This window comes from Pleomorphomonas sp. NRK KF1 (assembly GCF_023721755.1).
Classification (GTDB): domain Bacteria; phylum Pseudomonadota; class Alphaproteobacteria; order Rhizobiales; family Pleomorphomonadaceae; genus Pleomorphomonas.
This window is the reverse complement of record NZ_JAMDLH010000006.1, coordinates 226,299-249,455: the sequence shown is the minus strand read 5'-3', so window position 1 is coordinate 249,455 and position 23,157 is coordinate 226,299. Positions and strand designations below refer to the sequence as shown.

General features: G+C 64.9%; 21 protein-coding genes and 1 pseudogene. 9 read left to right on the top strand and 13 right to left on the bottom strand.

From position 1 onward, the window contains the following. Positions 1-127: 127 nt before the first annotated feature. The 6 genes from rlmH to M4J39_RS16385 all read left to right on the top strand — a co-directional run bounded on the left by rlmH (position 128) and on the right by M4J39_RS16385 (position 5,738). Positions 128-610: a 23S rRNA (pseudouridine(1915)-N(3))-methyltransferase RlmH gene (gene rlmH, locus M4J39_RS16410; RefSeq protein ID WP_251729482.1), complete on the top strand. Its 483-nt coding sequence runs from the start codon at positions 128-130 to the stop codon at positions 608-610. Positions 611-710: 100 nt separating this feature from the next. Continuing rightward, positions 711-2,066 (top strand): murein hydrolase activator EnvC, encoded by a 1,356-nt coding sequence (locus M4J39_RS16405; RefSeq protein ID WP_251729481.1) that lies wholly within the window; start codon positions 711-713, stop codon positions 2,064-2,066. Beyond that, on the top strand, positions 2,063-3,394 hold the full coding sequence (locus M4J39_RS16400; protein WP_251729480.1) for a S41 family peptidase: 1,332 nt from the start codon (positions 2,063-2,065) through the stop codon (positions 3,392-3,394). Before M4J39_RS16405 ends, M4J39_RS16400 begins: the two co-directional genes overlap by 4 nt. Before the next feature lie 138 nt (positions 3,395-3,532). Then, positions 3,533-4,654 carry a divergent polysaccharide deacetylase family protein gene (locus M4J39_RS16395; RefSeq protein ID WP_251729479.1) on the top strand — a complete coding sequence of 374 codons (1,122 nt, stop codon included), beginning with the start codon at positions 3,533-3,535 and terminating at the stop codon, positions 4,652-4,654. 8 nt (positions 4,655-4,662) lie between these two features. Then, a complete protein-coding gene (locus M4J39_RS16390) occupies positions 4,663-5,169 on the top strand; it encodes an RNA pyrophosphohydrolase (RefSeq protein ID WP_251729478.1) in 507 nt (168 codons plus the stop codon). Next, positions 5,166-5,738: an RNA pyrophosphohydrolase gene (locus M4J39_RS16385; RefSeq protein WP_251729477.1), complete on the top strand. Its 573-nt coding sequence runs from the start codon at positions 5,166-5,168 to the stop codon at positions 5,736-5,738. Before M4J39_RS16390 ends, M4J39_RS16385 begins: the two co-directional genes overlap by 4 nt. A 3-nt stretch (positions 5,739-5,741) precedes the next feature. Here M4J39_RS16385 and holA read toward each other — a convergent pair whose 3' ends face one another. From holA to M4J39_RS16335, 10 genes are all read right to left on the bottom strand, one after another. After that, positions 5,742-6,785 (bottom strand): DNA polymerase III subunit delta, encoded by a 1,044-nt coding sequence (gene holA / locus M4J39_RS16380; protein ID WP_251729476.1) that lies wholly within the window; start codon positions 6,783-6,785, stop codon positions 5,742-5,744. Positions 6,786-6,789: 4 nt separating this feature from the next. Continuing rightward, a complete protein-coding gene (gene lptE, locus M4J39_RS16375; RefSeq protein WP_251729475.1) occupies positions 6,790-7,323 on the bottom strand; it encodes an LPS assembly lipoprotein LptE in 534 nt (177 codons plus the stop codon). Then, a complete protein-coding gene (gene leuS / locus M4J39_RS16370; protein ID WP_251729474.1) occupies positions 7,310-9,928 on the bottom strand; it encodes a leucine--tRNA ligase in 2,619 nt (872 codons plus the stop codon). The genes lptE and leuS overlap by 14 nt, the downstream gene beginning before the upstream one ends. A gap of 181 nt (positions 9,929-10,109) precedes the next feature. Then, entirely contained in the window at positions 10,110-10,952 is an 843-nt protein-coding gene (locus tag M4J39_RS16365; protein WP_251729473.1) for an NAD(P)H-binding protein, read from the bottom strand. A 78-nt stretch (positions 10,953-11,030) separates the two neighbouring features. Then, the gene (locus M4J39_RS16360; protein ID WP_251729472.1) at positions 11,031-11,519 is read right to left on the bottom strand and encodes a DUF523 domain-containing protein; all 489 of its coding nucleotides are present in this window, start codon (positions 11,517-11,519) and stop codon (positions 11,031-11,033) included. An 81-nt stretch (positions 11,520-11,600) separates the two neighbouring features. Then, positions 11,601-14,429: a DNA translocase FtsK 4TM domain-containing protein gene (locus M4J39_RS16355; RefSeq protein ID WP_371875467.1), complete on the bottom strand. Its 2,829-nt coding sequence runs from the start codon at positions 14,427-14,429 to the stop codon at positions 11,601-11,603. Between the two features lie 8 nt (positions 14,430-14,437). Continuing rightward, positions 14,438-15,634: an aminotransferase class I/II-fold pyridoxal phosphate-dependent enzyme gene (locus tag M4J39_RS16350; protein ID WP_251729471.1), complete on the bottom strand. Its 1,197-nt coding sequence runs from the start codon at positions 15,632-15,634 to the stop codon at positions 14,438-14,440. 123 nt (positions 15,635-15,757) lie between these two features. After that, positions 15,758-16,096 (bottom strand): P-II family nitrogen regulator, encoded by a 339-nt coding sequence (locus M4J39_RS16345; RefSeq protein ID WP_251729470.1) that lies wholly within the window; start codon positions 16,094-16,096, stop codon positions 15,758-15,760. A gap of 247 nt (positions 16,097-16,343) precedes the next feature. After that, entirely contained in the window at positions 16,344-17,690 is a 1,347-nt protein-coding gene (locus M4J39_RS16340) for an ammonium transporter (protein WP_251729469.1), read from the bottom strand. A 101-nt stretch (positions 17,691-17,791) separates the two neighbouring features. Further along, a complete protein-coding gene (locus tag M4J39_RS16335; RefSeq protein WP_101290079.1) occupies positions 17,792-18,130 on the bottom strand; it encodes a P-II family nitrogen regulator in 339 nt (112 codons plus the stop codon). 405 nt (positions 18,131-18,535) lie between these two features. Here M4J39_RS16335 and M4J39_RS16330 point away from each other — a divergent pair, with 405 nt between their 5' ends. Beyond that, positions 18,536-19,765, top strand: a complete 1,230-nt coding sequence (locus M4J39_RS16330) for an FAD-dependent monooxygenase (RefSeq protein WP_251729468.1) — start codon at positions 18,536-18,538, stop codon at positions 19,763-19,765. Positions 19,766-19,769: 4 nt separating this feature from the next. Here M4J39_RS16330 and M4J39_RS23105 read toward each other — a convergent pair whose 3' ends face one another. Beyond that, positions 19,770-20,216 carry a L,D-transpeptidase gene (locus M4J39_RS23105; RefSeq protein WP_371875471.1) on the bottom strand — a complete coding sequence of 149 codons (447 nt, stop codon included), beginning with the start codon at positions 20,214-20,216 and terminating at the stop codon, positions 19,770-19,772. A 281-nt stretch (positions 20,217-20,497) separates the two neighbouring features. Here M4J39_RS23105 and M4J39_RS16325 point away from each other — a divergent pair, with 281 nt between their 5' ends. Both M4J39_RS16325 and M4J39_RS16320 read left to right on the top strand, forming a co-directional pair. Further along, on the top strand, positions 20,498-21,181 hold the full coding sequence (locus M4J39_RS16325) for a response regulator transcription factor (protein WP_251729467.1): 684 nt from the start codon (positions 20,498-20,500) through the stop codon (positions 21,179-21,181). Positions 21,182-21,349: 168 nt separating this feature from the next. Next, positions 21,350-21,811 (top strand): Crp/Fnr family transcriptional regulator, encoded by a 462-nt coding sequence (locus M4J39_RS16320; protein WP_251729466.1) that lies wholly within the window; start codon positions 21,350-21,352, stop codon positions 21,809-21,811. Between the two features lie 12 nt (positions 21,812-21,823). Here M4J39_RS16320 and M4J39_RS16315 read toward each other — a convergent pair whose 3' ends face one another. Further along, positions 21,824-22,636: an exodeoxyribonuclease III gene (locus tag M4J39_RS16315; RefSeq protein ID WP_251729465.1), complete on the bottom strand. Its 813-nt coding sequence runs from the start codon at positions 22,634-22,636 to the stop codon at positions 21,824-21,826. Between the two features lie 91 nt (positions 22,637-22,727). After that, positions 22,728-23,123, bottom strand: a pseudogene (gene rplS, locus M4J39_RS16310) (50S ribosomal protein L19); the annotation flags it as partial. Positions 23,124-23,157 lie beyond the last annotated feature (34 nt).

The window sequence follows — 23,157 nt, the reverse complement described above, 5'->3', positions numbered from 1 at the left end:
CGCCTTGGACGGATCCGTCCGTTCTTCAATGCCGCGTTTCCCTGGGTAGCGGCCCCTTCTCGATGACCCCGGTACGCGGGGCCGCTGGCCCCGCCGGTCAGGCGTGCGCCCGAACCAGAAGAAACCCATGCGCATCGCCATTCACGCCGTTGGAAAACTGAAGGCCGGTCCCGAGCGCGAGCTGGCCGACCGCTACCTCGATCGTGCCGACAAGGCCGGACGAGCCATTGGTTTTTCCTCGGTCACCGCCCGCGAAATCATCGAAAGCCGAGCGCGCGAAGCGATGCAGCGCAAGGAGGAGGAGGCACGCGGCCTGCTTGCGGACCTGCCGCCGGGCGCGCTTCTGATCGCCCTCGACGAGCGCGGCGAGTCGCCAACCTCCGAGCGATTCGCGGAGATGCTGGGTGAAGCGCGCGACCGTGGCACACCGAACGCCGTTCTGATGATCGGCGGACCCGACGGTCACGGCCAGGAACTCCTGTCTCGCGCCGGCCATCGCATTTCCTTTGGCCGGCTGACCTGGCCGCACCAGATCGTCCGCATTCTCGCCGCAGAGCAGGTCTATCGTGCGGTTACCATTTTGAGCGGCCACCCCTATCACCGCGCCTGACCCGCCGACGTCTCGTCATCCTTGGTTGACGGAGCGTTAACGGAAAGACCGATAGGGTCAACCGCTCGACCGTACCGCCACCGGACAGCTCATCCCGTCCATGCCGCTCGAAACGCGACGTTCCGGAACCCGCCGCCTCGTCCTCGCCGCCCTTCTGGCGGCGTTGCCCGGTCATGCCGTTTCCCAGGATGGTTTGCCGGCAGAGGCGACGGCCTTTGCGCCGGCAACCGAGTTGATGCGTCCGGCGTCTCTCTCCGGCATTGCCGGCGGCTCCGAGCAAGCGCAGGCCGAGCGGGCATTGAAGGATCAAGAGCTTGCCAAACTCCGCGACGCCATGGAGTTGTCTGCGGAAAAGCAGGCGGAAATCGCGGCCGAAATTGCCAGCCTCTCGCGCGATCAGCAGGCGCTCCACGACCAACTCGTGACCTCCGCCGCCCGTGTTCAGGCGCTCGAGCAATCGATCACCGACAGTGAAGAGCGTCTCGCTCGCGGGGCCGAGAACGAGGCTCGAATCCGGGCCTCGCTCGCGACCCGCCGCGACGTGCTGATCGCCGTGCTCTCCACCGCCCAGCGCATAGGCCGCCAACCGCCGCCGGCACTGGTGGTCAGCCCTGAAGATGCGCTGAAAGCAGTTCGCTCCGCGGTGGTGCTCGGGGCCGTGCTGCCCGAGATCCGCCTTGAGGCGGAGGCGCTGCAGTCAGATCTCGACGCCCTCGTCGCCGAGCGGACCCGCGCCGCCGCCGAACGCGATCGCCTTCGCGCCGACGCCGCCTCCATCGCCGAGGAACGCCAGCGCCTTACGCTGCTCATCGACAAGAAGAAGCAGGAAGGCGAGGCACGCGCCGCCGATCTCGCAGCCGAGAAGGCGAAGGCCGAGGAACTGGCAAAGAATGCCCGAAGCCTCGAAGAGCTGATTGCCGGCATGAAGAAGGCTCTTCCCGCAGCCAGGCCCGAATCGCCCGCTGCCGTCGCGCCCGCGCCGAATACGGGCAGTCGTCTTGGGCCGGCCATTGCCTTCGCCGACGCCAAAGGGCGATTGATTCCGCCGGCACGCGGCGTCAATCTGCAGTCTTTCGGCGACGATAACGGCCTTGGAGGCATCTCTCAGGGCCAATCGATCGCGACCCGCGCTGGCGCTCGAGTGGTGTCGCCGGCCGACGGCCGAGTCGTCTATGCCGGTCCGTTCCGGTCCTACGGACAGCTCTTGATCCTCGACGCCGGCGACGACTATCATGTCGTGCTTGCCGGCATGGAGAGGATCGACGTCCAGCTGGATCAATTTGTTTTGACGGGCGAGCCCGTCGGTGTCATGGGAAACCAGCGGTTGGCCAGCGCGGCCGTGCTGGATGCCAGCGTTACGCAACCCGTGCTTTACGTCGAATTTCGCAAAGGTGGAACTTCGATCGACCCCTCTCCCTGGTGGGTCGCGTCGCAGGATCGGAAGGTCAGCGGATGATCAGAAAACTGTCGCTACTCGCAGCGGGCGCCGTTATCGGTGCCGGCGTCACCACCCTGACCCTCGAACACCGTCTTCCCGGCTTCGGGTCGGCCGTGGCCGCCGGCGTCGACACCTACCGTCAGCTCAACCTGTTTGGCGACGTGTTCGAGCGCATCCGGTCGGATTACGTCGAAGAGCCCGACGAGCCGGCGCTGATCGAGGCGGCCATCAACGGCATGCTGACCTCGCTCGATCCGCACTCGAGCTACATGAACGCCAAGAGCTACCAGGACATGCAGGTCCAGACCAAGGGCGAGTTCGGCGGGCTCGGCATCGAGGTCACCATGGAGGACGGCCTCGTCAAGGTGGTGACGCCGATCGACGATACGCCCGCCGCCAAAGCCGGCATCCGCGCGGGCGATCTGATCACCGCCATCGACGGTACCGACGTGAAGGGCCTCACCCTCAACGACGCCGTCGACAAGATGCGCGGCCCCGTCAATTCGTCGATCACCCTTACCGTTGCGCGCGGTACCGACAAGCCCTTCGACGTCAAGATCGTTCGCGACGTCATCAAGATGCAGTCGGTGCGCTACGAGGTGAAGGAGGATGTCGGCTATATCCGCATCTCCCAGTTCACCGCCCAAACCTTCGACGGCCTCAAGACGTCGATCGACAAGATCAATGCCGCGGTTCCCGAGGACAAGCTCAAGGGCTACGTGCTCGACCTGCGCAATGATCCGGGCGGCCTGCTCGATCAGGCGATCGCCGTCTCCGATGCCTTCCTCGACAAGGGCGAGATCGTCTCGACGCGCGGCCGTCAGGACAACGACACCCGTCGCTATGCCGCCAAGACCGGCGAGCTGGTCGGAAACAAGCCGGTGATCGTGCTGATCAATGGCGGTTCCGCCTCGGCGTCCGAAATTGTCGCCGGAGCGCTGCAAGACCATCGCCGGGCGACCATCCTCGGCACCCGTTCCTTCGGCAAGGGTTCGGTGCAGACCATCATCCCGCTCGGTTCGAATGGCGCCATCCGTCTGACCACCGCCCGCTACTACACGCCGTCGGGCAACTCCATCCAGGCCAAGGGCATCCATCCGGACATCGAGGTCCTTCAGGATCTTCCCGAAGACCTGAAGAACCAGATAACCGAAACCAAGGGCGAAGCATCGCTGAAGGGCCACCTCAAGAGCGAGACCGAGGGGACCGAGGCCTCCGGCAGCCAGGCCTACGTGCCGCCGGATCCCAAGGACGACAAGCAGCTCAACCTGGCGCTCGATCTACTGCGCGGGCTGCAGGCCAACGCCGCGTTCCCGCCCAAGGGCAACGACCCCGTCGCCAACTGAGCCAAGGAGCCACGAGAGATGCCGGGCCGGAGAAGATCTCCGGCCCGTCGCGTTTCGGCGGCATACCGTGCCGCCCGGGATTGAACTAAGCTCCGAGGGACCGAATCAGAGCAGTCGCCTGCAGCCGGACTTCGCGCCATGAACGACCTCACCAATCCTCTCGGCTTCGGCGGCTCCGGCGGCCGGAAGTTTCGCGTGCCGGTGGGCGCCATCGCCGCCGTCGTCACGGCTTGCCTCTTTGCCGGCCTTGCCGTCTGGCTGATGGTCGTGAACGACCCGCTCGGCGGCGAGCCCTATGCGCGCGCCAAGATCGAGACCTCCGAAACCGGCTATGCTCGGGCCGACATCGCAACGGTCGGCGTAAAATCCGGCACCGGAGAACTTCTGCCGCCACCGGACGAGACACAGCCGGAGGCAGGGGTGACGCTGGAAGGGCCTTCGGGCGCGGAGATCGCCGTGGCCCTGCCCGTCGAAGCCGACACTGCCCTCATCGAAACCTCGCCCTTCGGCCCGTTGCCGCGCGTCGGAGCCGATGGTCGCCGCCCGGCCGACGTCTACGCCCGGCCAGTGCCGGGCTTCGTCGGCGCCTCCCCTAAGATCGCCATAGTGGTCGGCGATCTTGGCCTCAGCCAGACCGGAACGCAGGAAGCGCTCAACGTTCTGCCCCCCGAAGTCACGCTCGGCTTCGCGCCTTATGGCGCCAGTCTCGACCGCTGGACCGCCAAGGCGCGCCAGGATGGGCACGAACTGCTGTTGCAGGTGCCGCTTGAGCCCTTTGACTATCCGGACAACGACCCCGGCGAGAACACGCTGCTCGTCGGCAAGGACGCACGCCAGAACATCGAGAACCTGCACCGCGTCATGGGGCGCATCACCACCTATGTCGGCGTCGTCAACTACATGGGTGCCCGCTTCACATCCGAGGCCGCCGCCCTCGACCCCGTCATGCAGGAGATCGCGTTGCGCGGCCTCCTCTATCTCGATGACGGCAGTTCACCGCGCAGCGTCGCCGAACAATCGGCCGGCAAGTTCAAGACGGAGTTCGCCAAGGCCGATCTCGTCATCGACGCCGTGCCGACCCCTACCGAAATCGCCGGTCGTCTGGCCCAGCTCGAGCAAATCGCCCGCACGCGCGGGCTCGCGGTGGGCGTTGCCAGCGCCCGACCGGCAACGCTCAAGACGCTCTCCGGATGGACAAGCGGCCTTGACGGACGCGGCATCACCCTTGTGCCGATCACCGCCGTACCACAGCAGAACTGAGACGCTTCATGACCTCCCGCGCCGACCTGCCCTATCGCCCCTGCGCCGGGGCCGTGCTGATCAACCGCGCCGGCCTCGTCTTCGTCGGCCACCGGGCCGACCTCGAGGGCATCCCGGACGCAACGCCTTGGCAAATGCCTCAAGGGGGCATCGACAACGGCGAAACCCCTCTCGAAGCCGCTCGGCGCGAGCTTTGGGAAGAAACGTCGATACGTTCGGTCGAACTACTGGGCGAAGCGCCCGAGTGGTTTCGCTACGAGGTACCCGACAATCTCGCCACCGGGCGCTTCCAGAAGAAGTGGCGAGGCCAGACGCAGAAATGGTTCGCCTTCCGCTTTCTCGGCGAAGACGGCGAGATCGACATTCTCCATCCAGGCGGCGGCGCCCATCCGGCGGAATTCTCCCGCTGGGCCTGGAAGCCGCTGTCCGAGGTTCCGAGCCTCGTCGTGCCCTTCAAGCGGCCGATCTACGAGCAGATCGCGACCGCTTTCGCCGCTTTGGCGGTGCCCGCGTGACCGGCCGTCTTCCGGCCGCAGTCGCCCCGCCGGATCCGGCCGAGCGCGAACCCCTCCTGCCCGATCTTCCCTATCGCCCGAATGTCGGCATCTGCCTGTTCAACTCGCAAGGGCTGGTCTTCTGCGGCAAGGCTTTCGCCAATCCATTCGGCTGGCCCGATCCCGAAGTCTTCTCGGAGGGAGCCGATTGGGCGTTGCCGCAGGGCGGAATCGATCCCGGAGAGGATATCGTCGCGGCGGCACGGCGAGAACTCTGGGAGGAGACCGGCGTCACCAGCACCGAGCTGATTTCCGTTACCGACGACTGGTGGAGCTATGACTTTCCGGCCCGCGGCGCCAGAATCCACAAGCTGCATCCCTTCCGCGGCCAGCGACAGCGCTGGGTCGCTTTTCGCTTTACGGGCGTGGAGGATGAAATCACGGTAGCGGCCGCCCACACGGAAGAACCGCCGGAGTTCCTCGAATGGCGCTGGCGGCCACTCGCCGAGCTACCGTCCTTGGCGCCCCTGCATCGGAGGCAACAATACACTCGCGTGTTGGATGCTTTCGGCCATATAGGCCCGGTCTGATACCTATCGGCGGCGACGACCAGCCGCCTGATCGGCGGCGCGGGCGAGCGTCAGAAGCGTCTCGCCGACGATATCGGCGGCAAGCGTCGAGTTGAGACGGGCATCGCGTGCCGCCTCGCCAAGCACGATGATCGCCCGCGCAAGCCTTGCAGGCGACCACAACCCAAGGGCCGTTTCCACCCGGCCTTTGCGCTTGAAGAAAATGGGCGGCCGGGCGCCGTTCACAGCGTCGCCGGGGGAAACGCCACCATCGACCGCTGCGCGCAACTCGTCGAGCAGCATGAAGTGTCGCAGAGCCGCGCCGGCGATCTGGCCGGCATCGACCCCTTCGGCCCGCGCCTTGGCCAGACCTTCCACCAGTGCCGGCAATGCCCCGCCCGCAGTCGCATCGATCACCTCGTCGATGGCGAAGGTGGAACTGTCGCCGATCAGCGTTTCGACGTCGGCAATCGAGATAGCTCCCGTGCCATGGGCGTGCAGGCAGAGTTTCTGGATCTCGCCGCGCGTCATCAGCCGGTCGCCCCCCAGAAGAGAGACGAGAAGCGTGCGGGCCTCGGAAGAAATGGACAGACCGGCTGCCTTTACTTCCTCGTCGACCAATGCGCCGATCGATCGTTCGTCATCGGCGAAGCAAGGAATGGCGTAGGCTCGGCTTTCCTGCTCGAACAGCACCCGGAGCGGACTGGACTTCTTGAGGTCTCCCGCCTCGACGACAATTGCCGTATCGGCCGGTGGCTCCTTGAACAGCGGACGGACCCGACCGGCCAGGTCGGCGCGGCCGCCGTCGCGCAGCAGAATCGCCCTTCGGCTCGAGAACATCGAAACCGCGTAAGCTTCGTCGGCAAGCCGGGTGGGATTTGCGGTGAGTTCCGATGCCTCGATCCGGACCAGAGCAAAGGGGTCGCCGGGATCGGCGAAGGCCTTGGCGATCGTTCTCGCCCGCTCGGAAACAAGCCCGGTATCCGGACCGTAGACCAGATAGAAGGTTACGTCTTGCGGCGGCCGCGCAACGAGGCGATCGGCCTCCTGGGCGCGCGCCGCCACCATCGTCTTAGCCCTTGCCGATCAGCGCCGAGGAAAGACGCAGCCGAATGTCGGCAGCGGCCGCACGCGCCGCGCGATCCTCGGCATCTCGCTGCGCCCGCACATTGGCATAACGTTGCGAGCTGACGTCGAAAGACGACGTCGCATAGACATTGTCCGACGTGACCACCCTGCTCGTGGCAACCTCGGTCAGCGTGTAGGTGGCCGTGAGCGACACCAGCTTGGCAACCGGAATATCCTCGCGGGCGCGAATGGCCAGATCCGAAACGCGTGTCGTCAGGATGAGATCCAGACGATACTTCGGCTCCACCAGTGCACCGCCGCCACGTAGCTGGAAGATCAGCTCGTTGATCAGCGCCTGCGCCACGCGTTCGGTCTGCCCCTTGATGGCGATCGAAGCGAGCTCGGTAACCATGGCCGGATTATTCCCCGCCACCGCAGAACCGGCCGGCGCATAAACGGGCCGAACCTGACAGGCGGCGAGAAACCCGGCGGCCGCGAGCAGCAGCACGCCCCGGCGGAAGAGATCAGACGACCACATTGACGATCCTCTGGGCGACGACGATGACCTTCTTCGGGCTCTTGCCGTCGAGCGCCTTGATCACGGCTTCGAGCTTCAACACCTCGGCCTCAACATCGGCGGGCGACGCGGAGCGCGATACGGTAACGTCGGCACGCTTCTTGCCGTTGACCTGCACCGGCATGGTCACTTCATCCTCGACCAGCAGCGACCGGTCGACGAACGGCCAGTCGGCATGCGCCACCAAGCCGTCATGACCGAGTGCCGCCCAGCTTTCCTCGGCGAGATGCGGGGTCATCGGCGCCATCATGCGAACCAGAAGGCCGGTCGCCTCGACGAGCGCGGCAGCGGCGGCGCCGTCGGCGGACAGCACCGCCTTCTCGTTGGCGAGCGCGCCACCCAGCGTGTTGACCAGCTCGTAGATCTTGGCGAGCGCTACGTTGAAGCGCAGGCCCTCGATGTTCTCCTCGACCGCGGCCAGCGCCTTGTGCGCCGCCTTGCGCAGCGCGAGCGCCAGCTTGTCGCCGCCGTCGGCCCGACCGGCGGTCGGCACCAGCTCGGACGCCTCGGAGACGATGCGCCAGACGCGCTGCAGGAAGCGCGCGGTGCCCTGGGCGCCAGCCTCGGTCCACTCGACGTCGCGCTCCGGCGGGCTGTCTGACAGCATGAACCAGCGCGCGGTATCGGCGCCGAAACTGTCGATGATGTCGGTGGGGTCGACGGTGTTCTTCTTCGACTTCGACATCTTCTCGATCGGGCCGATCTTGACCGGCGCGCCGGAGGCGATCAATCGCGCCTTGCGTCCCCCGGTTTCCTCGACGATCTCGACATCGGCCGGCGACAGCCACTCGCCGTCCGCCGACTGATAGGTCTCGTGCACCACCATGCCCTGGGTGAACAGGCCCCGGAACGGCTCGTCAAAGCCGACATGACCGCACTTCTTCATCGCGCGAGTGAAGAAGCGCGAATAGAGGAGGTGCAGGATGGCGTGCTCGATGCCACCGATGTACTGGTCGACCGGAAGCCAGGCATTGACCACATCCGGCACGGTCGGCGTCTGGGCGCGCGGCTCGGTGAACCGGCTGTAATACCAGGACGAGTCGACGAAGGTGTCCATGGTGTCGGTTTCGCGCCGCGCCGGCTTGCCGCACTCGGGGCAGACGCATTTCGTGAACGTCGGGTGCCGATCGAGCGGGTTTCCGGGCCGGTCGAACTCGACATCTTCGGGCAGGCGCACCGGCAGGTCCTTGGCAGGGACCGGCACGACACCGCAAGCTTCGCAATGAATGACCGGGATCGGGCATCCCCAATAGCGCTGGCGCGAGATACCCCAGTCGCGCAGGCGATAGTTCACCTGGCGCTTGGCCGCCGGAGCCCCATGGAGCGTCGTCGCCTCGAGCTTGCTCGCCACGAGATCCTTGGCCGCTTCGACCTCCATCCCGTCAAGGAAGGCGGAGTTGAACAGCTTGCCATCGTCGGTGTAGGCGACATCGCCCACCGCGAAGGCGGCCGGATCGGCGCCTTCAGGCAGCACCACCGGCGTGACGGTGAGCGCATACTTGCGGGCGAAATCAAGGTCGCGCTGGTCATGCGCCGGGCAGCCGAAGATGGCGCCAGTGCCGTAATCCATCAGCACGAAGTTGGCGATGTAAACCGGATAGCTCTTGCCGTTGAAGGGATGCTTCACCGACAGGCCCGTCGCCAGACCCTTCTTCTCGGCCGTCTCGAGCGCCGCCGCCGAGGTTCCCATGCGCCGGCATTCCTCGCAGAAGGCCGCGACAGCCGAATCCTGATCGGCCAGCGCCCTGGCCACCGGATGATCGGCCGAGAGCGCCACGAAGCTCATGCCGAACAGCGTGTCCGGACGCGTGGTGAATACCTCGATCGTCGGCTCGCCGGCCACCGCCGCCCCATCGATCTCGAACCGGACGCGCAGGCCTTCCGACCGGCCGATCCAGTTCTTCTGCATGGTCCGGACCTTCTCCGGCCAGCGGTCGAGCGTGTCCAACGCCGAGAGCAGTTCATCCGAATAGTCGGAGATCTTCAGGAACCACTGCGTCAGCTCGCGCTGCTCGACCAGCGCTCCGGAGCGCCAGCCGCGACCGTCGATCACCTGCTCGTTGGCGAGCACGGTCATGTCGACGGGGTCCCAATTGACCTTGGACTTCTTGCGGTCGACGAGGCCGGCCTTCATGAAGTCCAGGAACAGTCTCTGCTGCTGGGTGTAGTAGTCCTCGTCGCAGGTGGCGAACTCGCGGCTCCAGTCGAGCGACAGTCCCATGCTCTTGAGCTGGCCGCGCATGGTGGCGATGTTCTCGTAGGTCCACGTCTTGGGATGGACATGCCCCTTCATCGCCGCGTTCTCGGCCGGCATGCCAAAGGCATCCCATCCCATAGGATGCAGCACGTTGAACCCCTTGGCGCGCTTGTAACGGGCTACGACGTCGCCCATCGTGTAGTTGCGCACATGCCCCATATGGATGCGGCCGGACGGATAAGGGAACATCTCGAGGACATAGTACTTCGGACGCGGATCGTCGTTCTTCGTCTCGAAAACCTTGGCCTCGTTCCAGGCCCTCTGCCAGCGCGTTTCCGCTTCACGCGCATTGTATCGCTCGGTCGCCATCGTCTCGTCTTCTGCTCTGATCCACGCCTGTCGCGGGTCGGCGGCGCCAAGGGCGCGCGGCCGCGCGAAAAACTCACGGCATGACCATCATCAGAAACGGTCCCTAGGGTCAATGCTTTGGAGCACCGACGCCGGTGTTTTCCGTCCGGCCGCGGTGAGATGGGCAGAATCGCATCGATGATCAGGCGCCGACGAAATCCGTCGCGTGGTCCTTGACGAAGGTTTCAAAGAAGCGGGGTTGCCGACCGGTCATCTTCTCGACGGCCGGGCTGACGATGGACGCCTTGCCGCCACGGATGGTTTCGAACTCTGCGACACGCTCGGCGATCAGCTTTTCCGACAAACCCTCCTCGTTGAGACGCGCCTCATAATCGGCAACCGCGATCGGTCGGAAAACAATCGAACGGCCCGTTGCGTGGCTCATCACCTCAGCGGCGCGCGACAGTGACAACGCGGCGGGTCCGGTGAGGACGAGCGTCTGGCCGTCGAAGTCTGAGGTGGTCAGCGCAGCGGCCGACGCCGCCGCGACGTCACGGCCATCGACAAAGCTGATGAGCCCCTCGTCAATCGGCAATGCCAGCTCTCCGGTCCGGACGGCATCCTTCCAGACGGTCCGGAAGTTGTCGGCAAACCAGTTGGCCCGAAGAATGACGAACGGCAGACCAGAGTTCTCCAGGACCAGCTCAAGGCGGCGATAAGGGTTGTCATCGGACTCGTCGGCGGCGATCGTGGACAGCAGCACCGCCTTCACCTTGCGATCGACCACGTGCCGCATCACCGGCATCAAAGCATCGATGATATCGAGCGGAGCCGAAGGCATCAGAACGAAAACGCGGTCGACTCCCTCGAAAAGCGGCGCAATGCTGGCCGGATCGCGATAGTCGAACCGCAGCACCGAGGCGTCCGGATGCGTCTGACCATCCAAAGCGGCCGCCTTCACGGTTTCGCCTTTCGTCACCAGCTCCGAAACGACCAACTGGCCGATCGTACCGGTGGCACCGAGAACGAGAATACTGTCTGCCATGGGTGTCTCCGTCAGGACGTCCGTTCCGGCCAGAAAGCCGGTTCAAGGGAAACGTCCTTGCCCCGCATCGGGTTCCCGTCATGGAGAGTGGGCAATGGCCTCGGCAAGACGATCGATCTCATGGTCGGCGAAGACACGAATGCCATGAGCGGCAAGAAGCGCGGCGACGACGCCGGCTCCCGGGACCTGTTGACCCGAGAAGGTACCGTCATAGATCGAGAGACTGCCGCAGGAAGGACTGCGGTCGATAAGGAGCGCATGGTCGCACCCCGTGCTCCGGGCAAGATCGAGAGCGACCTCGGCGCCGATGAGGAAAGCCGCCGTCACGTCTTCGCCGGTGGCGGCCAGGACGCGCGCCCGGCCGGCCAGGACATCGCTGCCGGAGCCACCGACGATTTCGGCCGCCGGACGCGGCACAGGAAGTTCTCCCATGAGCTCGGGACAGATCGGTACCAACCGCCCCTCGGCGTGCCAGCGCTCGACGCGCGGATCGGCGAGCCGCTTTCCGGTGCCGTCATAGCGAACCGGTCGGCCGAGCAGGCAGGCGGAGATCAGAATACGACTCATTGGACCATCGGTGACATGACAAAGGGCGTCTTCCGCCCAGTGGCGAAGGACGCCCAGTTGTCTCGTCCCGGAGAGCTGCCGTCAATCTTCGTCGGTGCGCATCAGGATTTCGCGCTTGCCCGCGTGATTGGGCGGGCCGACCAATCCTTCCTTTTCCATCCGCTCGATGAGCGAGGCGGCACGATTGTAACCGATGCCGAGCCGTCGCTGGATGTAGCTGGTGGTGGCACGCTTGTCGCGCAACACCAGCGCCACCGCCTGATCGAAGAGGTCAGCGTTCTCATCGACCTGAGCCGGTTCGCCACCGCCACTCTCTTCCTCGTCATCGGCCGTGATCGCTTCGAGATAGTCGGGCGTGCCCTGGGTCTTGAGATGGGCAACGATTGACTCCACCTCGCCGTCGGAAACGAACGGGCCGTGGACGCGCTGGATACGCCCGCCGCCCTGCATGTAGAGCATGTCGCCCTGCCCGAGGAGCTGTTCGGCGCCCTGTTCGCCGAGGATGGTGCGGCTGTCGATCTTCGACGTGACCTGGAAGGAAATGCGCGTCGGGAAGTTGGCCTTGATGGTGCCCGTGATGACATCCACCGACGGGCGCTGCGTCGCCATGATGACGTGAATGCCGGCGGCGCGCGCCATCTGGGCGAGACGCTGCACAGCGCCCTCGATTTCCTTGCCCGCCACCATCATCAGGTCGGCCATTTCATCGATGATGACGACGATGAACGGCAGCGGCTTGAGTTCCATCTCCTCGGTTTCGAAGATGGGCTCGCCGGTCTCCTTGTCGAAGCCGGTCTGGACGGTGCGGTTGATGCTTTCTCCCCGCTCGATCGCCTGCGCCACGCGGGCGTTGAAGCCCTCGATGTTGCGCACACCGACCTTGGACATCTTCTTGTAGCGGTCCTCCATCTCGCGGACCGTCCACTTGAGCGCCACCACCGCCTTGCGCGGATCGGTGACCACCGGTGTCAGGAGGTGGGGGATGCCATCGTAGACCGAGAGCTCCAGCATCTTCGGATCGATCATGATCAACCGGCACTCCTCCGGCGTCATCCGGTAGAGAAGGCTAAGGATCATGGTGTTGATCGACACCGACTTGCCCGAACCGGTCGTGCCGGCCACCAGCATGTGCGGCGTGCGGGCCAAATCGATGATCACGGGCTCGCCGCCGATGGTCTTGCCGAGAGCCAGAGCAAGCCGGCCCTTGAACTTCTCGAAGTCCTGGCTGGCGATCAGCTCGCGCAGATAGACCATTTCGCGCCGTTGGTTGGGCAGCTCGATGCCGATGGCATTCTTGCCCGGGATGACCGCAACACGGGCGGCGACCGCGCTCATCGAGCGCGCGATGTCGTCGGCAAGGCCGATGACGCGCGACGACTTGATGCCGGGCGCCGGTTCCAGTTCGTAGAGCGTCACGACAGGGCCGGGACGGACATTGAAGATCTCGCCCTTGATGCCGAAGTCCTCGAGCACGCCCTCCAGCAGACCCGCGTTCTGCTCCAGACTGTCTGGCGTGTACTGGACGCCATTGCCGCCCTTGGGTTCGGCCAGGAGCTCGATGGCCGGAAACTCGAAGCGGTCCGCGTCGAGAAGGGACAACTGCGTGCCACCCTTGGCCTTTTTGCTGGGCTGCATCGGCGGCGCCGGTGCTTTGACGCGCGCCGCGGGCTTCTCCGGCTGAGCCGCCGGCTTGCCTATGCGAGAGGCAGGACCACGAAGCGGGGCGGGACGCTGTTCGAAGGTTCGCGGCGCCGGTGCGACGGCAACGGGCTCCGGCGGCGCGATCAGCTCCGTCTCGTCGTAGTCGGACAGGCGGTCGTCCATATCGAACGGCGGTGGATCGTTCTCTTCTTCCTCGAAGATGGGCTCGGCTGCGGCGGGGCGTGGCCGTTCGGCCGGGGAGAAAGACGGCTCGACGCGGCCGCGCCGATCGACGACAGGCGCCTCGTAGTCGTCATCATCTTCATCGTCGGCCACCGGTGCGACGACGGGCCGCGGCCTTGCGACGTGGGTAGGTTCGGCCCTCCGAGCAACCGGGGGCTCGTAGTCGTCCTCCTCGTCCTCGTACTCCTCACCCGGATAGGCAAAGGCCGGCCGACGGAACAGGCGTCGGGACAGGCCGGCGCGCATCGTCAGCCACCAATGGCCGGCTACGCCTATGAGAGCTGCGAGGCGGCTCTCACCTTCATCCTCTTCCTCGTCGTCTTCATCGTCATCGACGGCCGCCGCCGAGCTGACGATGCGATGGCCGGGCACGCCCGAGGCGTAGATCATGGCGGCCAGCGCCAGTGGTCCCGTAACGATCAGCACGATGAGACGCAGCGTATCGGTGAGGACGCCATTGTTGAAGGCGGCCGGTAGTTGCAGCAGGAGGTCGCCGATGGCGCCGCCAAGGCCGGTGGGCAGAGGCCAACCGGTCGTCGGCGGCAAGGCACCCATGAACGCGGCGCCGATCAGCGTGCCGATCAACCATCCGATCAGCCTGTTGCGCGCCACATGCGGAATGCGCCCGATGGTCAACTGCCAGCCCCAGATCACCACCGGCGCCAGGAACAGCGCGGCATTGAGGCCGATGAGCTGCATGATCAGGTCGGCGACCACCGCGCCCCCCGCCCCCATGACGTTGCGGGTCGGTCCATCGGCAATGTGGCTCCAGCTCGGATCGTCCACTGACCAGGTGGCGAGCGCGGCGGACAAGGCTGCGACGCCGGCGATCAGCATCAGACCGGACGCACCGGCGATGTTGCGGAGCATCGCCTGCCGCAAGCGGTCCTCGCGCGTCGGCGCGGCGCGGCGTATCCGTTTGTCGAGTTCCTTGAGATTGGCGGCGCGGCGTGCATTGACGGGGCGCGGCTCGTAAGGACCGTCGAGCCGTCCGCCGGCGTCACGGAAGCGGGGGCTGGTTCTCATTTCAGCTCTCATGACAGAACCTCCGAGAGACGGCTCAGCGCCTCGCGACTCGTCTCCAGGCTTTCGACCATGGCGATTCGAATGAAATCCGCACCGGGATTGACGCCGTCGGCCCCGACTGCCGACAGGTAGCCACCCGGCACGACCTTGACGCCTCGGTCTTTCCAAAGCCGGGCCGTCACCGCTTCACCGCCACCCCAGCGACCGACGTCGAGCCAAAGAAAGAAACCGCCCGGCGGCACGAGATGCGGGAACCGGTCACCCAGTATCTCCTCGGCGACGACATACTTGAGATCGTAAAGCCGACGATTCTCCACAACGTGCTGTTCATCGGCGAGCGCGGCGACGGCGACCGCCTGGATCGGAATCGGGACTTGTGGCGCCGTCACGTTTCTGAGGGCCGCCCACGCCTTCAGGAAGGCTGGATCACCGATCGCAAAGCCACAGCGAGCACCGGCGAGGTTGGATCGCTTGGACAACGAGTTGAAGGCAACGACACCGGAGAAGTCGCCATTGATCCCGAAAGCGGCGTTCAGCACGCCATCCGGCGCCCGGCCGCGCCAGATTTCGGAGTAGCATTCGTCCGAGAACAGAAGAAAGCCATACTCCTGGGCCAGCCGGACCAGCCCTTCAAGCCGTCCGAGATCGGCGACCGCGCCCTGAGGGTTGGCCGGGCTGGCGTGGAAGGCCGCCACGGTTCGAGCGAGCAGATCGGCCGGCAGTGCTTCGAAACGCGGCAGGAAGCCGTCATCGCGATCGGCCGCGACGAACACCGGCTCCGCACCCGCCGCCTCGGCGGCGGCGGCGTAGACGGCATAAAAGGGATTGGGCAACAGGATGGCTGGCTGCGAGCCCTTGCCGGCGCCAGCAAGCCGCAAGGCCGTGAGCGTTGCGTGAAAGAGCCCCTCTCGCGAACCATTGAGCGGCAATATGCCGTCGTCTCGATCAAGCGTGTCGCCAGGAAGGCCGAAACGCCGCTCGGCCCAGCCGGCAACGGCCGCGCGAAAGGCCGGGGTCCCCTTGATCGGCGGATAGCGGACAAAATCCGCCAGTGCGGCCGAGATAACCGGGCCGACGAAGTCCGGCACGGGATGGCGCGGTTCACCGACAGAGACGTCGATCGGCGGGCGCCCCGGCTCGACACCGGCGATCAACCGGCCGAGACGCTGAAAGGGAGAAAGAGGAAGCGACGCGCAGGACGACATGAAACCAGGGCTCGGGCAACGGGTGATTCGGCCCGCCGCCGAGAGGCGGCCGGACCTTTTCTGCTGCCGGCCACTCTAGGCATCCATGGTTAAACGCTCTTTAACCCTATGCAGCCCGTTTCCTCAAAGCGCCTCTTCGTCCTGCTCGCCGGTGCGGATGCGAAGGGCGTGCTCGATCGCATAGACGAAGATCTTGCCATCGCCGATCTGACCGGTCTTCGCCGCCGATGCGATGGCTTCGACCACCTTTTCCGCCTCGACCGTCGGCACCGCCACCTCGATTTTCAGCTTGGGCAGAAAGCTGACGGCGTATTCGGCACCGCGATAGATTTCGGTATGGCCCTTCTGGCGACCGTAACCCTTGACCTCCGTGACCGTCAGGCCGTGGACGCCAAGCGAGGTCAAGGCATCTCGCACCTCGTCGAGCTTGAAGGGCTTGATGATGGCCGTCACGATTTTCATGGGGCACCTCTTTTCCGGTGTGTCTCAAGATTGCTCGGAGCGGCACGCCGCCTCCGGTCGATGCGACGACCATAGCGTGGCGAACGCGAGCGCCAAGAGGGAAATAGGATGAAAATCAACCGACACACGAACTTCCGCGACCATTGCGCCGAAAGGATAATCTCGCGCAGCCCGACAAAACGCCAACGGGCGGGGCTCCATTCGGAGTCCCGCCCGTCCGCAGATTGCCGTTAAGCCCGAGTAAGGCTCAGTTGTAGGCGCGTTCGCCGTGGGTCGTGACGTCGAGACCCTCGCGCTCGGCGGTCTCGGTAACCCGAAGGCCGACGATCGCCTTGACGATGGTGAGAGCGATCACCGACACGATACCCGACACGAGGATACAGATGATGACCGCCACGACCTGCGCGGTAACCTGGGTGCCGAAACCGGGATAGTCGGCATAGATGCCGCCCAGCGCCGGATTGGCGAACACACCGGTCAGGACGGCGCCGACGATGCCGCCCACGCCATGAACGCCGAACACGTCGAGCGCATCGTCGTAGCCGAACTTCGACTTGACCCAGGTCGAGGCCCAGAAGCAGATCGCGCCAGCGGCGAGACCGATGATGATCGCGCCGAACGGACCGGCGGTACCACAAGCCGGAGTGATGGCAACGAGACCAGCAACCACGCCCGAGGCGCCGCCCAGAAGCGAGGCGTGACCACGGGTAAGCCATTCGGCGAACGGCCAGGCGATGGCCGCAGCAGCAGTGGCGACGATGGTGTTGACTAGGGCATAGCCCGCGACGCCGTCGGCAGCGAGCTCGGATCCGGCATTGAAGCCGAACCAGCCGACCCACAGAAGCATGGCGCCGATATAGGTGAGCACGAGGTTGTGCGGGGCGAAGTTGTCACGGCCGAGACCGATGCGCTTGCCACCCATGATGGCGATGACCAGACCGGCGATACCGGCGTTGATATGCACCACGGTGCCACCGGCGAAGTCGAGGGCGCCCCAGCCGGAGCCGATGTAGGAGCCGTCGCCGCCCCAAACCATGTGGGCCATCGGCAGATAGGCGAAGGTGAACCACAGGATCAGGAAGAAGATCACCGCCGAGAACTTAACGCGCTCGGCCGAGGCGCCGATGATCAGCGCCGGGGTGATGCAGGCGAAGGTCATCTGGAAGGCGACGAAAACGATCTCCGGAATGGAACCGGACAACGAGTCGGGCGTGATGCCGGCCAGCATGACCTTGTCGAGGGTGCCGATGAACGGCGAAAGCGCGGTCGCCTCACCGGGCATGGTGAAGGCGATGGAGTAGCCGTAAGTGATCCACAGAATGGCCATCACCGCGAAACCGATGAGGCACTGCATCAGGATCGACAGCACGTTCTTGGAGCGGACGAGACCGCCGTAGAACAGCGCCAGCGCCGGCACCGTCATCATGATGACCAGAACGGTGGAAATCAGCATCCACGCCGTATGTCCGGGATCGGCGGTGGGAGCGGGGGCGGCGGCCTCAACGGCCGGCGCGACGGCATCCTGGGCGAAAGCCGCAGCAGCCGAGAGCGCCAGTACAGGCGCAGCCGCGAGAAGTGGCTTGAGATACTTCATCGAAATCCTCTTGGATCGGTTGTCGACTGTCCGCTCGACGTCACCCTTGGGCGAAACATCGGCGGCGTGCCTTGGAAGCCCGCACGGGCCTCCCGAATGGATCAGAGCGCCTCCCCGTCGGTCTCGCCGGTACGGATGCGAACGGCGTGTTCGATGGACGTGACGAAAATCTTGCCGTCGCCGATCTGGCCGGTCTTCGCAGCCGTGGAGATGGCCTCGACGACCTTGTCGACCTGATCCGTGGCGACCGCGACTTCCACCTTCAGCTTGGGCAGGAAGCTGACGGCGTACTCAGCGCCGCGATAGATTTCGGTATGGCCCTTCTGGCGACCATAGCCCTTGACTTCCGTCACCGTGAGGCCGTGCACGCCGAGCGCGTTGAGCGCGTCGCGCACCTCGTCCAGCTTGAACGGCTTGATAATGGCCATGACGATTTTCATGGGGTTCCTTCCATCGATTGGTCCCCCGGACCGAACGCGCACCCCCGCGATGCGCCCCGTCGCGGAACTCGATGCCGTCGATAGAATCAATCTTTGTGCCAAGCCGACGTAGGATGCGGCACATTCTGCTTTTTCTTAACCAAACGCCTTGTTTTCGCCGGTTTTGACGGTCGCCACCCGAGTTCCAGTGACCATTTCCCTGGCAAAAACTCGAGTGTGCCCATCTTGAAATCAGTTTGGCGGACCACAGATGCCTATTCGATGGGCAGTAATTGCCCGTATGGAGCGCCATCGCCCGTCGACGCCCCCCAGAAACGCTCAGAAAGTCACCACGCGGCTTCTTGGCCGGTATCCGCAATCCCACTATGCTCACGCCGTCATCCACGGCCGTGAAGGGAAGATGAGATGATCGAGAGTATCGAAAGAGTGGACGTCCTGGTTGCGGGTGGCGGTTATGTCGGTCTCTCGGCCGCGCTTGCCATTGCCGCTTCGGTTCCCGGTGCCCGCGTCGCGCTCGCCGACCCCCGACCCTGGCGTGAAGCGTCGGGCGATTTGCGCGCCTTCGCGGTGGCGGCTGCGGGACGGCGCATGCTCTCGGCCCTCGGCGTCTGGGAGAATCTTTCCGTCGAAGCGGAGCCGGTCCGCGAGATGATCGTTACCGATTCTCGTCTCGACGACCTGATCCGGCCAGTGTTTCTGACCTTCGAACGGCAGCAGGACGGAGACGCGCTCGCACACATGCTGCCCAATGGGCCGCTGGTCACAGCGCTCGGGGCAGCGGCGGAGACCGCCGGCGTCCGGTTCCTGACACCGGATAGCGTACTGGCCACCGAGCAAACCCAGGGTGGGCGCCGCGTGACGCTCGCATCCGGCAAAACGCTCGTCGCTTCCCTGGTGATCGCCGCGGACGGTGCGCGCTCGCGCCTCCGGTCAGAAGCCGGCATCGGCATCAACTCCTGGAGCTACGGGCAATCGGGGATCGTCACCACCATCGAACATGATCGGCCGCACGAAGGACGCGCCGAGGAACACTTCCTGCCAGCCGGTCCTTTCGCCGTGCTGCCGCTCAAGGGCGGCTGTCGATCGTCACTCGTCTGGAGCGAGCGAACCGAAATCGCCGACCGTCTCGTCGCCGGCACTCCGTTCCTGTTTGATGCCGAGCTCCTCCGTCGCATTGGCCACCACCTCGGCGAAGTGCGCGCAGTTGGGCGACGCCAGGCCTTCCCGCTCGGACTGACGCTGGCCCGACGCTTCACGGCCGATCGGCTGGCACTGATCGGCGATGCCGCGCACGCCATTCACCCGATCGCCGGTCAGGGCCTCAATCTCGGCTTCAAGGACGCCGCAGCGCTGGCGGAAGTGGTGGCCATTGCCCTGCGTGCCGGCCGCGACCCCGGCACCACCGATGTCCTCGACGACTATCAGCGCTGGCGCGGCTTCGACACGCTGCGCATGGCCGCGATGACCGATGGGCTCAACCGCCTATTTTCCAACGATCTCGTTCCGCTGCGGTTGATCCGCGATTTCGGGCTCGGCCTGGTCGATCGGTTGCCGTCGATCAAACGTGTCTTCGCCGACGCCGCCGCCGGCGCACCGGGCCCCTCGCCACGCCTCGTCGACGGCGAGCCGATCTGAGGCTTTAACCAAACGAAATGATCGTGCGGGTCGACAGTCGCGGCAGCAACTTCAGCATGTCAGGGCCGCTCAACGCCAGACAACCCGCCGTCGGCCGGGAATCAGGGTGCGCGAGATGAAAGAAGATGGCGCTGCCACCGCACCGAACGCGGGGCCGAAGGTTGAAATCGAGTACCAGTACGATGTCATAGGCGTGATCGTCACGCCACATCGCCTCATGGCTTCGAGGGTATGGACGACGGACCGGCCGGTTGTAGTTGGCGTCGGAAGGGTCGTCACACCAACCATCGTCAGGTCGCAGGGGATGAAGGGAAATGCCGCAACGAGGCCTGGCACCGAACCGATCCGGCCGATAGAAACCGCCGACAATGCGAAAACTCCCCCGCGGGCTTGCCCCGTCTCCTTCCCGCTTCAGCGCCGTCAGGCCTGATCGACCGATCGTCGCCGCCATATCCACCCCGCCACCGACAAGCCGCCCATGCGTGGAATGGGCCGATTTCACGCGAGCGTGAAGGCGTGTGAGCGCCGCCCCTTTCGGTCTCAACTTGCCGTGCATATTTTTCGCCTTGCTTGACAGACGATCGCGAAGGATCGACAGACGGTATAATTTTGTGAAGTATCCGATCTGCCATGGTAATCTGGCAGGGATCGGATGAATCGCCAAGCCGGTGCGATGCACCCCGAAGACGAGGGGCGGGCTCTCTGGCAGCGATCATCTTTGACGGGGATGACATGACTGCTCGAAAAATTCTGATCGTCGACGACGACCCCGACCTCCGCGAAGCGCTGGTTGAACAGCTGTCGCTGTTCGACGAATTCGAGCCGCTTGAGGCGGAGACCGCCACCAAGGGCATGCAACTGGCCCGCACAGCCCACGTCGACCTCGTGTTGATGGACGTTGGCCTGCCCGACATGGATGGCCGCGAAGCTGTGAAAATCCTTAGAAAGGGCGGTTTTGCGGCACCGGTCATCATGCTGACCGGGCATGACACAGACAGCGATCAGATCCTGGGACTCGAAGCCGGCGCTAACGACTACGTCGCCAAGCCGTTCAAGTTCGCCGTTCTGCTCGCTCGCGTGCGCGCCCAGCTGCGTCAGCACGAGCAGTCGGAAGAGGCAGTCTTCACGATCGGCCCCTACACCTTCCGTCCCTCGGCCAAGCTCCTGGTCGACGCCAAGGGCGGCAAGATCCGCCTCACCGAGAAGGAAACCTCGATCCTGAAGTTCCTTTACCGGGCCGGCGACAAGGTGATCACCCGCGACGTTCTGTTGCACGAGGTGTGGGGCTATAACGCAGGCATCACAACCCACACGCTCGAAACGCACATCTACCGTCTCCGCCAGAAGATCGAGAAGGACCCGGCCAACGCCCAGCTCCTTATCACCGAAGGCGGCGGCTACAAGCTCGTGCCCTGATCCTTGACGACCCTTCGGGGTGGAAAACCCGGCCGACGCCGGCAAGCCGGGGATTGGGCGGTTAACCTTCTGCGGGCGGCATGCTAGGGAATCTGTGTCATGTGCCGTATGAGCGGCGCATGACTGACAGTTGCCATCGTCGTTTGTCTCGCCCGCGCCAGGCCATTCATGAGTCTCGAGTCCGACATAAAGCTGCTCGGCACGGTGTCCATGCTCTCCGATTTCACGGAGGACAAGCTGCGCCTGCTCGCCTTCTCGGCCGAGAGCCGCGACTTCCGGGACGGGCAGCGCCTCTACTCGGCGGGAGACCGCGCCGATTGCGCTCACGTCATTTCGTCAGGCGAAGTCGCGTTGTTTCCGCCGGGGGACTCCGATACGGCCGCTGAAGTGGTCGGCCGCGGCGCTCTGCTTGGCGGCCTGGCCCTGATCGTCGATGGCGAACGTACGATGACCGCCGTGGCGCGCGGCCGGGTCGAGACCATTTTGATCCGCCGACCGCTGTTCCGTCGAATGCTCGACGAGTTTCCTGAGATTGCTGCCGGCCTGCATCGCCGCCTGTCGGCCAATGTCCGCGAAACCACATCGCGACTGATGACGGTGCGGGATCGTCTCGACCGTCTCGGAAACTGACCCCGCCTGAGTTCAGACCTCGATGCTGACCACGACGGGCGCGTGATCCGACGGGCGATCCCAATCGCGCGCATCCTTGAGAATGCGGAAGTCGCTCACGCGCGCGGCCATGTCCGGATGCGTCCATATGTGATCGAGCCGGCGCCCCTTGTCGGCCGCCCGCCAGTCCTTGGCGCGATAGCTCCACCAGGAATAGAGCTTCTCCTCCAGCGGCACGAACCGCCGGGCGATATCGACATAGCCGACAGCCGAGCGAACCGCCTCCAGCTTCTCGCATTCGATCGGCGTGTGACTGACGATCTTGAGAAGCGCCTTGTGCGACCAGACATCGTGCTCATAGGGCGCCACGTTGAGATCGCCGACCACCACGTCCGGCAGTCCATCACTGGCTGTCGGCAAGAAGTCCTTCATCTCGTCGAGGAAGCGCAGCTTGTGCTCGAACTTCGGGTTGATGGCAACGTCCGGCTCGTCGCCGCCGGCCGGCACGTAGAAATTATGGACACGGAACGCCGAGTTGCCCTCGCCGATCACCGCCGAGATGTGGCGCGGATCGCCAACCTTTTCGCAGAACTCGTGAACGCGAACGTCGCCGAGCGGCAAGCGCGACACGATGCCGACACCATGATAGCCGCCGCGGCCGCCGTTGAGGGCAACATGCTCGTAGCCGAGCTTGCGGAAATCGGCAGCGGGAAACTGGCCGTCCTGGCACTTCGTTTCCTGCAGGAACAACACGTCGGGAGCCGCCTCGTTGAGCAGCCGCTCGACGATAAGCCGGCGCATGCGGACGGAGTTGATGTTCCAGGTGGCGATCTTGACCTGTCGCATGGGCTTTCGGGATCTCCGCATATGAAAAGGCCCGCGAGCGAAGCACGCGGGCCTGAAACGATCAGTCAGCCGTCGGCTGAGCTCACTTGTCGGCCTTGGCGGCTTCGTTGAGCTTGCGGGCGCGCGCGTTGTTCGCCTCGAAGATACGGGCCGCCTTGCCGCGCAGGTCGCGCAGATAGTAGAGCTTGGCCCGGCGCACCTTACCGCGGCGCACCACCTCGAGCGAATCAATCATCGGCGAGTAGATCGGGAAGACGCGCTCGACGCCCTCGCCGTAGGAAATCTTGCGAACCGTGAAGCTCTCGTTGAGGCCGCCACCCTTGCGGGCAATGCAGACGCCTTCATAGGCCTGGACGCGACTACGCGTGCCTTCGGTGACCTTCACGTTGACGCGAACGGTGTCGCCGGGGGAAAACTCGGGCAGCTCGCGCTGGGCCTTGACCACGGCCATCTGCTCGGCCTCGAGCTCCTGGATGATCTTGCTCATCTTTGGATTCCTTCTTCTTCCTGAGCCGACCAGA

Coding starts and splice junctions, on each gene's coding strand:
- rlmH (WP_251729482.1), top strand. CDS start 128: ATGCGCATCGCCATTCACGCCGTTGGAAAACTGAAGGCCGGTCCCGAG.
- M4J39_RS16405 (WP_251729481.1), top strand. CDS start 711: ATGCCGCTCGAAACGCGACGTTCCGGAACCCGCCGCCTCGTCCTCGCC.
- M4J39_RS16400 (WP_251729480.1), top strand. CDS start 2,063: ATGATCAGAAAACTGTCGCTACTCGCAGCGGGCGCCGTTATCGGTGCC.
- M4J39_RS16395 (WP_251729479.1), top strand. CDS start 3,533: ATGAACGACCTCACCAATCCTCTCGGCTTCGGCGGCTCCGGCGGCCGG.
- M4J39_RS16390 (WP_251729478.1), top strand. CDS start 4,663: ATGACCTCCCGCGCCGACCTGCCCTATCGCCCCTGCGCCGGGGCCGTG.
- holA (WP_251729476.1), bottom strand. CDS start 6,785: ATGGTGGCGGCGCGCGCCCAGGAGGCCGATCGCCTCGTTGCGCGGCCG.
- lptE (WP_251729475.1), bottom strand. CDS start 7,323: ATGTGGTCGTCTGATCTCTTCCGCCGGGGCGTGCTGCTGCTCGCGGCC.
- leuS (WP_251729474.1), bottom strand. CDS start 9,928: ATGGCGACCGAGCGATACAATGCGCGTGAAGCGGAAACGCGCTGGCAG.
- M4J39_RS16365 (WP_251729473.1), bottom strand. CDS start 10,952: ATGGCAGACAGTATTCTCGTTCTCGGTGCCACCGGTACGATCGGCCAG.
- M4J39_RS16360 (WP_251729472.1), bottom strand. CDS start 11,519: ATGAGTCGTATTCTGATCTCCGCCTGCCTGCTCGGCCGACCGGTTCGC.
- M4J39_RS16355 (WP_371875467.1), bottom strand. CDS start 14,429: ATGAGAACCAGCCCCCGCTTCCGTGACGCCGGCGGACGGCTCGACGGT.
- M4J39_RS16350 (WP_251729471.1), bottom strand. CDS start 15,634: ATGTCGTCCTGCGCGTCGCTTCCTCTTTCTCCCTTTCAGCGTCTCGGC.
- M4J39_RS16345 (WP_251729470.1), bottom strand. CDS start 16,096: ATGAAAATCGTGACGGCCATCATCAAGCCCTTCAAGCTCGACGAGGTG.
- M4J39_RS16340 (WP_251729469.1), bottom strand. CDS start 17,690: ATGAAGTATCTCAAGCCACTTCTCGCGGCTGCGCCTGTACTGGCGCTC.
- M4J39_RS16335 (WP_101290079.1), bottom strand. CDS start 18,130: ATGAAAATCGTCATGGCCATTATCAAGCCGTTCAAGCTGGACGAGGTG.
- M4J39_RS16330 (WP_251729468.1), top strand. CDS start 18,536: ATGATCGAGAGTATCGAAAGAGTGGACGTCCTGGTTGCGGGTGGCGGT.
- M4J39_RS23105 (WP_371875471.1), bottom strand. CDS start 20,216: ATGGCGGCGACGATCGGTCGATCAGGCCTGACGGCGCTGAAGCGGGAA.
- M4J39_RS16325 (WP_251729467.1), top strand. CDS start 20,498: ATGACTGCTCGAAAAATTCTGATCGTCGACGACGACCCCGACCTCCGC.
- M4J39_RS16320 (WP_251729466.1), top strand. CDS start 21,350: ATGAGTCTCGAGTCCGACATAAAGCTGCTCGGCACGGTGTCCATGCTC.
- M4J39_RS16315 (WP_251729465.1), bottom strand. CDS start 22,636: ATGCGACAGGTCAAGATCGCCACCTGGAACATCAACTCCGTCCGCATG.